At 44.6% G+C, this 5,550-nt stretch carries 10 protein-coding genes and 2 pseudogenes; 6 read left to right on the top strand and 6 right to left on the bottom strand.

The window, feature by feature from the left end; genetic code table 11:
- The 3 genes and pseudogenes from petB (PX481_RS09140) to PX481_RS09150 form a co-directional block, all read left to right on the top strand.
- A pseudogene (petB, locus tag PX481_RS09140) lies at positions 1 to 246 on the top strand (cytochrome b6); the annotation flags it as partial.
- A 51-nt stretch (positions 247 to 297) separates the two neighbouring features.
- Positions 298 to 780, top strand: coding sequence for a cytochrome b6-f complex subunit IV (gene petD, locus PX481_RS09145; RefSeq protein WP_002738373.1), 483 nt, complete (start codon positions 298 to 300; stop codon positions 778 to 780).
- Positions 781 to 802: 22 nt separating this feature from the next.
- Positions 803 to 988 carry a hypothetical protein gene (locus tag PX481_RS09150; protein ID WP_288094460.1) on the top strand — a complete coding sequence of 62 codons (186 nt, stop codon included), beginning with the start codon at positions 803 to 805 and terminating at the stop codon, positions 986 to 988.
- A gap of 98 nt (positions 989 to 1,086) precedes the next feature.
- On the opposite strand, the gene PX481_RS09155 is transcribed toward PX481_RS09150, so the two are convergent.
- The 3 genes from PX481_RS09155 to PX481_RS09165 all read right to left on the bottom strand — a co-directional run bounded on the left by PX481_RS09155 (position 1,087) and on the right by PX481_RS09165 (position 2,645).
- Positions 1,087 to 1,896, bottom strand: coding sequence for a squalene/phytoene synthase family protein (locus PX481_RS09155; protein WP_288094459.1), 810 nt, complete (start codon positions 1,894 to 1,896; stop codon positions 1,087 to 1,089).
- Between the two features lie 269 nt (positions 1,897 to 2,165).
- Positions 2,166 to 2,390, bottom strand: coding sequence for a hypothetical protein (locus PX481_RS09160; RefSeq protein ID WP_002757610.1), 225 nt, complete (start codon positions 2,388 to 2,390; stop codon positions 2,166 to 2,168).
- A gap of 126 nt (positions 2,391 to 2,516) precedes the next feature.
- Positions 2,517 to 2,645 carry a hypothetical protein gene (locus tag PX481_RS09165; RefSeq protein WP_256378286.1) on the bottom strand — a complete coding sequence of 43 codons (129 nt, stop codon included), beginning with the start codon at positions 2,643 to 2,645 and terminating at the stop codon, positions 2,517 to 2,519.
- A 260-nt stretch (positions 2,646 to 2,905) separates the two neighbouring features.
- Here PX481_RS09165 and PX481_RS09170 point away from each other — a divergent pair, with 260 nt between their 5' ends.
- The 3 genes from PX481_RS09170 to PX481_RS09180 all read left to right on the top strand — a co-directional run bounded on the left by PX481_RS09170 (position 2,906) and on the right by PX481_RS09180 (position 4,464).
- On the top strand, positions 2,906 to 3,034 hold the full coding sequence (locus PX481_RS09170; RefSeq protein WP_256378286.1) for a hypothetical protein: 129 nt from the start codon (positions 2,906 to 2,908) through the stop codon (positions 3,032 to 3,034).
- A 126-nt stretch (positions 3,035 to 3,160) separates the two neighbouring features.
- On the top strand, positions 3,161 to 3,385 hold the full coding sequence (locus tag PX481_RS09175; protein ID WP_002757610.1) for a hypothetical protein: 225 nt from the start codon (positions 3,161 to 3,163) through the stop codon (positions 3,383 to 3,385).
- Positions 3,386 to 3,654: 269 nt separating this feature from the next.
- Positions 3,655 to 4,464, top strand: coding sequence for a squalene/phytoene synthase family protein (locus PX481_RS09180; protein WP_288094459.1), 810 nt, complete (start codon positions 3,655 to 3,657; stop codon positions 4,462 to 4,464).
- Positions 4,465 to 4,562: 98 nt separating this feature from the next.
- Here the strand turns inward: PX481_RS09180 and PX481_RS09185 are convergent, their stop codons facing one another.
- The 3 genes and pseudogenes from PX481_RS09185 to petB (PX481_RS09195) all read right to left on the bottom strand — a co-directional run.
- Entirely contained in the window at positions 4,563 to 4,748 is a 186-nt protein-coding gene (locus tag PX481_RS09185; RefSeq protein ID WP_288094460.1) for a hypothetical protein, read from the bottom strand.
- 22 nt (positions 4,749 to 4,770) lie between these two features.
- Positions 4,771 to 5,253, bottom strand: coding sequence for a cytochrome b6-f complex subunit IV (gene petD, locus PX481_RS09190; protein ID WP_002738373.1), 483 nt, complete (start codon positions 5,251 to 5,253; stop codon positions 4,771 to 4,773).
- 51 nt (positions 5,254 to 5,304) lie between these two features.
- Positions 5,305 to 5,550: pseudogene (petB, locus tag PX481_RS09195) on the bottom strand (cytochrome b6); the annotation flags it as partial.

The following is a 5,550-nucleotide window of genomic DNA, read 5'->3' as shown; positions in this document are numbered from 1 at the left end:
GGTTACTCCTTACCCTGGGATCAGGTGGGTTACTGGGCGGTTAAAATTGTTTCCGGTGTACCTGCTGCTATTCCCGTCGTCGGTGATCAACTCGTCACCCTGATGCGCGGTAGCGAAAGCGTCGGTCAAGCAACTTTAACCCGTTTCTACAGCTTGCATACCTTTGTACTACCCTGGTCGATCGCGGTCTTCATGTTGCTACATTTCTTGATGATCCGTAAACAAGGCATTTCTGGGCCTCTATAATTCAGAAAAATATCTCTGTCGATCCGAAATCATTTTTAGGAGACATTATCCATGTCCACATTAAAAAAGCCCGATCTCAGCGATCCCGCTCTGCGCGCTAAGTTGGCTAAAGGTATGGGTCACAACTACTACGGTGAACCCGCTTGGCCCAACGATCTCCTCTATGTCTTCCCGGTGGTTATCTTCGGTACGATCGGACTCTGCACCGGTTTAGCGATTATGGATCCCACCATGATCGGTGAACCTGCCGATCCTTTCGCTACTCCCCTAGAAATTCTGCCAGAGTGGTATCTTTATCCCGTTTTCCAAATTCTCCGTATTCTTCCTAACAAACTCTTAGGTATCGCTTGCATGGCCGGCGTTCCCCTAGGCTTGATGTTAGTTCCTTTTATTGAAAGCGTCAATAAATTCCAAAATCCTTTCCGTCGTCCCGTCGCTACCGCTATCTTCCTATTTGGTACTGTGGTCACGATTTGGTTAGGTATTGGTGCCACTTTCCCCATCGATATATCTTTAACTCTCGGTTTGTTCTAAGTTACTGAACTTCACCGGTTTTTTGCCCACGCTTGTGATTCCTGACTTTGGAAGAGCGATCGTGGGCAATTTTAATTGGGGTTTGCGGCAAAAAGTTTTTCTTGGGGGCAGGGTGTGGAATGTGGGGTGTGGGGTGTGGGGTTTTACCGATTTTCAGGTGGTCAACTACCTAATTTTCAGGGAAAAAGTCCAGGGATTTTCCCCCTGATCACTCCCAGTCCGGTACTTTTTGATTGACAAAAAGTCTAAAAGTCTTACCCAACAAGGTTTTTAGATTTATTCAGCCAACCCTAATTGTGATTTCCTCTAACGGGTAATTTGTTGTACCAAAGCGATGACATCGCTGCGGCTGAGTTTTTCCTTACCTAAAGCTAGGACTTCGAGAGTGCCATGGGCTAAAGCGAGGGGAATCTTACAAAAATCGAGTGCCGGCCCATTAGGCAGCGATTGAGTGTAATAATCGGCTAATTTCAGATTACGACGGGCATAATTATGAATATCACTAATTGTCCAACCCTGGGGCAGAAAACTTACCCCCCGGCGCAGATCCTCGCCATGGTTGCGGGCAATATTAACCGCTTGTAAACCCCGGCCAAAACCGATGGCATAACTCCGATTAGTTTGAGTGCCGTCGTACCAATTCCAGAGGTCAGACAGCAATAAACCCACCGCACCGGCCACACTAAAGGTATATTGATCTAATTCTATTTCTGTGCGAATATCCCAGTTATTCCCGGCCCAGTAGGCCATGCGATCGGCCATGGCCGCCGTGGCATCCCAAACCCGGGGGGCGATCGAATCCGGTGCTAACAGGGCCCATTCGCCAATTCTCAGGGTTACTTCTGGCAAAATCTCCCGATGGACTAAGCCAAAAGTAAAATCCTCTTTGGTAGAATTTTCAGTACCTGCTTGTAAATTCAGGCTAATTTGTCTTAATATCTGGGCTTTACTGAAGTTATCTAGGTCGGGATGGTCTTCTACTTCATCGATCGCCCTCATACAGAGATAAGCTGAGGCTACTGCCTCGAGCAGACGATCTGGTAAACGACTTATGGGAATATAAAAAGTTCGACTCGTTTCTTGCAGAATCGTTAAAGCATTATCGCGCAAATTCATTCAGTCCTCTCCTCACGCCAACTTAGGTAACTACGAGTTAAACCAATCAGACAGATCGGTTTAGGTTATTCCGATGTTCCTAAGACAAAGTTGCTGTCTATTGTAGTATTATTATCCAAAATTTCGAGATTATTCTCGAAAAAATCAACCTCTAGGGTATTCTTGACAATTTTTCTTTCTGGGATAGCTGAGGGACAATTACGGCAATTTTTCGAGATTACAGGCTTAAAAAAACGATTTGACCCTTTTTTAAGCAGTATTTTTTGGCTTCATGGCAGGGATTGAAAGGAGATCACTTGTAAAACTGGCCCGATCATGGCCAGGGTCATCACATCTGAGCGAATTTGACCTATAACTGTCACTTTTGCCTTTTTTTGGGTTAATTCGGCGGGAGGGTCTATTAATTCGTAGGTTTGACCGTTATCGGCAATTAATGCCCAAGTTCCCGTGCCTATTTCGATTCTTTTTACCTGACCCGTTACACTAATACTCATGCTTTAATTTCGCTGATTGAGGTGATCGCAATTGCTGCCCCTGTCACAAGCATTCTATCGATATCTTTCCTCGGCATTGATTGCCAATTTTGCCCGACTTTAACCTCATAAATCAGTTTTTTTTATCTAAAAAGCGATCGCCACTTCCGCCACCACCGCTAAGAGGGAGGCCAAAGCCGCTAAAATCATTATTTCTCGATCGGATTGTCTCATGGCTATCTGAGTATAAATTACTAATCCTAGTCTATACCACATCTAACCTAGAGTTGAATTGCTCTAAATTATTTTATCCATAGATAAAAAGCTATAAAAGTTATCATTGCTCGGCAAAAACGGCGAAATCTATGTCCAGATTGCCCTGTATTATTTATTCAGGAAGCCCTAATTAGGGCTTCCTGAATAAATAATACAGGGCAATCTGGACATAGATTTCGCCGTTTTTGCCGAGCAATGATAACTTTTATAGCTTTTTATCTATGGATAAAATAATTTAGAGCAATTCAACTCTAGGTTAGATGTGGTATAGACTAGGATTAGTAATTTATACTCAGATAGCCATGAGACAATCCGATCGAGAAATAATGATTTTAGCGGCTTTGGCCTCCCTCTTAGCGGTGGTGGCGGAAGTGGCGATCGCTTTTTAGATAAAAAAAACTGATTTATGAGGTTAAAGTCGGGCAAAATTGGCAATCAATGCCGAGGAAAGATATCGATAGAATGCTTGTGACAGGGGCAGCAATTGCGATCACCTCAATCAGCGAAATTAAAGCATGAGTATTAGTGTAACGGGTCAGGTAAAAAGAATCGAAATAGGCACGGGAACTTGGGCATTAATTGCCGATAACGGTCAAACCTACGAATTAATAGACCCTCCCGCCGAATTAACCCAAAAAAAGGCAAAAGTGACAGTTATAGGTCAAATTCGCTCAGATGTGATGACCCTGGCCATGATCGGGCCAGTTTTACAAGTGATCTCCTTTCAATCCCTGCCATGAAGCCAAAAAATACTGCTTAAAAAAGGGTCAAATCGTTTTTTTAAGCCTGTAATCTCGAAAAATTGCCGTAATTGTCCCTCAGCTATCCCAGAAAGAAAAATTGTCAAGAATACCCTAGAGGTTGATTTTTTCGAGAATAATCTCGAAATTTTGGATAATAATACTACAATAGACAGCAACTTTGTCTTAGGAACATCGGAATAACCTAAACCGATCTGTCTGATTGGTTTAACTCGTAGTTACCTAAGTTGGCGTGAGGAGAGGACTGAATGAATTTGCGCGATAATGCTTTAACGATTCTGCAAGAAACGAGTCGAACTTTTTATATTCCCATAAGTCGTTTACCAGATCGTCTGCTCGAGGCAGTAGCCTCAGCTTATCTCTGTATGAGGGCGATCGATGAAGTAGAAGACCATCCCGACCTAGATAACTTCAGTAAAGCCCAGATATTAAGACAAATTAGCCTGAATTTACAAGCAGGTACTGAAAATTCTACCAAAGAGGATTTTACTTTTGGCTTAGTCCATCGGGAGATTTTGCCAGAAGTAACCCTGAGAATTGGCGAATGGGCCCTGTTAGCACCGGATTCGATCGCCCCCCGGGTTTGGGATGCCACGGCGGCCATGGCCGATCGCATGGCCTACTGGGCCGGGAATAACTGGGATATTCGCACAGAAATAGAATTAGATCAATATACCTTTAGTGTGGCCGGTGCGGTGGGTTTATTGCTGTCTGACCTCTGGAATTGGTACGACGGCACTCAAACTAATCGGAGTTATGCCATCGGTTTTGGCCGGGGTTTACAAGCGGTTAATATTGCCCGCAACCATGGCGAGGATCTGCGCCGGGGGGTAAGTTTTCTGCCCCAGGGTTGGACAATTAGTGATATTCATAATTATGCCCGTCGTAATCTGAAATTAGCCGATTATTACACTCAATCGCTGCCTAATGGGCCGGCACTCGATTTTTGTAAGATTCCCCTCGCTTTAGCCCATGGCACTCTCGAAGTCCTAGCTTTAGGTAAGGAAAAACTCAGCCGCAGCGATGTCATCGCTTTGGTACAACAAATTACCCGTTAGAGGAAATCACAATTAGGGTTGGCTGAATAAATCTAAAAACCTTGTTGGGTAAGACTTTTAGACTTTTTGTCAATCAAAAAGTACCGGACTGGGAGTGATCAGGGGGAAAATCCCTGGACTTTTTCCCTGAAAATTAGGTAGTTGACCACCTGAAAATCGGTAAAACCCCACACCCCACACCCCACATTCCACACCCTGCCCCCAAGAAAAACTTTTTGCCGCAAACCCCAATTAAAATTGCCCACGATCGCTCTTCCAAAGTCAGGAATCACAAGCGTGGGCAAAAAACCGGTGAAGTTCAGTAACTTAGAACAAACCGAGAGTTAAAGATATATCGATGGGGAAAGTGGCACCAATACCTAACCAAATCGTGACCACAGTACCAAATAGGAAGATAGCGGTAGCGACGGGACGACGGAAAGGATTTTGGAATTTATTGACGCTTTCAATAAAAGGAACTAACATCAAGCCTAGGGGAACGCCGGCCATGCAAGCGATACCTAAGAGTTTGTTAGGAAGAATACGGAGAATTTGGAAAACGGGATAAAGATACCACTCTGGCAGAATTTCTAGGGGAGTAGCGAAAGGATCGGCAGGTTCACCGATCATGGTGGGATCCATAATCGCTAAACCGGTGCAGAGTCCGATCGTACCGAAGATAACCACCGGGAAGACATAGAGGAGATCGTTGGGCCAAGCGGGTTCACCGTAGTAGTTGTGACCCATACCTTTAGCCAACTTAGCGCGCAGAGCGGGATCGCTGAGATCGGGCTTTTTTAATGTGGACATGGATAATGTCTCCTAAAAATGATTTCGGATCGACAGAGATATTTTTCTGAATTATAGAGGCCCAGAAATGCCTTGTTTACGGATCATCAAGAAATGTAGCAACATGAAGACCGCGATCGACCAGGGTAGTACAAAGGTATGCAAGCTGTAGAAACGGGTTAAAGTTGCTTGACCGACGCTTTCGCTACCGCGCATCAGGGTGACGAGTTGATCACCGACGACGGGAATAGCAGCAGGTACACCGGAAACAATTTTAACCGCCCAGTAACCCACCTGATCCCAGGGTAAGGAGTAACC

It is taken from the genome of Microcystis sp. M53603_WE2, assembly GCF_030065435.1.
Note: the sequence above shows the minus strand (reverse complement) of the source record. Positions and strands in the feature narration are given on the sequence as shown.

Bases quoted from the DNA above. Each gene is read 5' to 3' on its own strand.
- petD (WP_002738373.1), top strand. From the start codon at position 298: ATGTCCACATTAAAAAAGCCCGATCTCAGCGATCCCGCTCTGCGCGCT.
- PX481_RS09155 (WP_288094459.1), bottom strand. From the start codon at position 1,896: ATGAATTTGCGCGATAATGCTTTAACGATTCTGCAAGAAACGAGTCGA.
- PX481_RS09160 (WP_002757610.1), bottom strand. From the start codon at position 2,390: ATGAGTATTAGTGTAACGGGTCAGGTAAAAAGAATCGAAATAGGCACG.
- PX481_RS09165 (WP_256378286.1), bottom strand. From the start codon at position 2,645: ATGTGGTATAGACTAGGATTAGTAATTTATACTCAGATAGCCATGAGA.
- PX481_RS09170 (WP_256378286.1), top strand. From the start codon at position 2,906: ATGTGGTATAGACTAGGATTAGTAATTTATACTCAGATAGCCATGAGA.
- PX481_RS09175 (WP_002757610.1), top strand. From the start codon at position 3,161: ATGAGTATTAGTGTAACGGGTCAGGTAAAAAGAATCGAAATAGGCACG.
- PX481_RS09180 (WP_288094459.1), top strand. From the start codon at position 3,655: ATGAATTTGCGCGATAATGCTTTAACGATTCTGCAAGAAACGAGTCGA.
- petD (WP_002738373.1), bottom strand. From the start codon at position 5,253: ATGTCCACATTAAAAAAGCCCGATCTCAGCGATCCCGCTCTGCGCGCT.